Origin of the sequence: Sporosarcina contaminans (genome assembly GCF_042679045.1) — a bacterium.
Classification (GTDB): domain Bacteria; phylum Bacillota; class Bacilli; order Bacillales_A; family Planococcaceae; genus Sporosarcina; species Sporosarcina contaminans.
Genome location: NZ_JBHTLT010000073.1, coordinates 1 through 2,398 on the forward strand (window position 1 = coordinate 1; position 2,398 = coordinate 2,398).

Genomic DNA, 2,398 nt, shown 5'->3' on the forward strand with positions numbered 1-2,398 from the left:
TGTGTAGTGCAAAATAGAAGTACAGAGTTTTGAAGAGGAAAAGTACATAACGTTGCAACACAAGTTTTAATAAAAAAAGGCTTGCCAGCCTTCCAATATTTCTCTACTGTAATTGGTGTCGAATCAAATGCAGTGGAGGTTGAAAGGAATGCTAGCAATGCCTGAAATTAATTGTATCAAATTAATGAGGAATCAGAAATCCTTATCCATAAATAAAATATCAAAAACGCTAGGTATTAACTGGAGAACAGCAAAAAAGTATGCCGACGGAGATCAACTCCCTGAAGAAAATAAAAAGAAAAAGTCTGGAATGATGTACGACGAGCAATGGGGAGAAATTGTAGGAGATTGGCTTTGGGAAGATCTTAAACTAAAGAAGAAAGATAGAAGGACTAACAAGGGGATATTTTCTGCACTTCAGAAGATGGGCTTCAAGGGGTCCTATCGGACCGTCTCTTATTTCATTAAAGAATGGCGTGAAGGAAGAGAAGATATTGAAGATGAAACAAAAGATAAAAACTCTGAGCGTTTAATCCATCCTCCCGCGGAAGCACAATTGGATTTTGGATTAATGGGAGCCGTTAAAGATGGAATGTATGTGGACATTCAATGTTTAGTTATGACTCTTCCTTTTAGTAATAGCGCATTTGCAATTCCTTTACCAGGTGAAAATCAAGAATGTCTTTTACATGGAATGAAAGTGATATTCAAGCAATTAGGCGGAGTTCCTAAGAAAATTCGTATCGACAATATGAAGACCGCTGTCATCAAACCAAGAAATAAGCATGAAGAGGCTGTCTTTACAAACGAATTCCTTCAATTTGCAAATCATTACGGATTTGAACCACAAGCGTGCAATCCCTATTCAGGAAATGAAAAAGGAAACGTGGAAAATAAAGTCGGCTACGTTCGCTACAATTTTATAACTCCTGCACCTGTCATAAAAGATTTGGATCACTTTAGCCAAATACTTGAACAGCAGCTAACGGAGGACCGACAACGCATTCATTATAAAAAACATGTTTCCATACAGGAGTTATTGGAAGAAGAGCATCAGTATCTATTGGAGCTCCCTCAAGAAGAATACCCAGTTTTTAAAAAAGAACAAGCGAAGGCAAATAAGTATGGAGAAATCACTTTAGATAAAGTGAAAGTTTATGTTCCTCGGGCCTATAATTACACACAACTATCTGTCGTTAAGTATTGGGACCGTTTCAAGGTACTATCCCCTCATGGTGAAATCTTGTATGAGGACCATAGACCATATATGCACAAGAATCGTGAGATTCCATGGCAATCTATCCTAAAGGCTTGGTTGGCAAAACCGCGTTCTGCAACCTATTCCCGCTTTTCAGCCTATCTCCCAGGCCGCATATATGAATACATCAATATCTCGAATCTAACGATTCGTAAGGAACGTCTGAAGTGGATTATCGGATTACTGGCTAATCATGATATGAATGAAATCAATGATCGATTTTATGATTTACTCGGTGGGCAATCGGACACTTTAAAAGAACCCGAGGCCCATCCTTATGACATTGATTGGAATAAGTATGATCAGCTTCAAAACACCTCACAGACAGGAAACGAGGTGCAGTGATAATGGATCTAAAAGAAATGTGCAAAACATTGCGGCTGGCGCATGTAAGCGATATTTACTCAGATATACCATGTGAAGATCCAACTCAGTTTTTAAAAACTCTGTTCCAAAAAGAACTACAGCTCCGGGAGGGAGCAAAAGCCGAACGATTGGTTAAGAAGGCGCGATTTTTACAGAAGAAGTCACTTTCGTCGTTTCAATGGAGTGAACAAATTCATTTTCCATCACATATCGACTCTAAAGAATTATGCACACTAAATTTTATCGCCCGTAAAGAGAATCTAATTTTAACAGGGGCCCCCGGCACCGGAAAAACTCATTTAGCAACGGGAATTGGATATGAGGCATGTAAACAGGGGCTTGAGGTACGGTTTTATAGAGTTTCAGACTTAGCCGATGTATTGGAGAGAGCATGGAGCGAGGGCAAGCTATCACAGCTTCGGAATCGTTTTAAGAGTGTTGATCTAATCATTTTGGATGAAATGGGGTACGTGCCTTTTAACAAAGAAGGGGCTGAACTCCTCTTCCAACTCATCTCCGACTGGTATGAACAAAAAAGCTTGATCATCACATCGAACTTGGAATTCAGTCAATGGAATCGTGTCTTTAGTGATTCTAGATTGACTGCAGCTTTAGTAGATCGGGTTATACACCATGCCCATATATTGAACTTTACAGGGGATAGTTTTAGGGTAACAAACGCACTTTCTAGACATAAATGAATACTCAGATGAAGGCTGGCAAGCTTATGTATTTTTCATTGCATTCTTCTGCACTTTTATCTTGCAAAACACA

Annotated in this window: 2 protein-coding genes; both read left to right on the forward strand. The window is 39.1% G+C overall.

All coding sequences use genetic code 11. From position 1 onward, the window contains the following. The first annotated feature begins 148 nt into the window (after window positions 1–148). Window positions 149–1,603 carry an IS21 family transposase gene (gene istA, locus ACFQ38_RS11450; protein ID WP_336825694.1) on the forward strand — a complete coding sequence of 485 codons (1,455 nt, stop codon included), beginning with the start codon at window positions 149–151 and terminating at the stop codon, window positions 1,601–1,603. Window positions 1,604–1,605: 2 nt separating this feature from the next. After that, on the forward strand, window positions 1,606–2,325 hold the full coding sequence (gene istB / locus ACFQ38_RS11455) for an IS21-like element helper ATPase IstB (RefSeq protein ID WP_381481002.1): 720 nt from the start codon (window positions 1,606–1,608) through the stop codon (window positions 2,323–2,325). Window positions 2,326–2,398: the final 73 nt, after the last annotated feature.

What these genes read in the sequence shown, in the direction of transcription:
- istA (WP_336825694.1), top strand. Translation starts at nt 149, where the DNA reads ATGCTAGCAATGCCTGAAATTAATTGTATCAAATTAATGAGGAATCAG.
- istB (WP_381481002.1), top strand. Translation starts at nt 1,606, where the DNA reads ATGGATCTAAAAGAAATGTGCAAAACATTGCGGCTGGCGCATGTAAGC.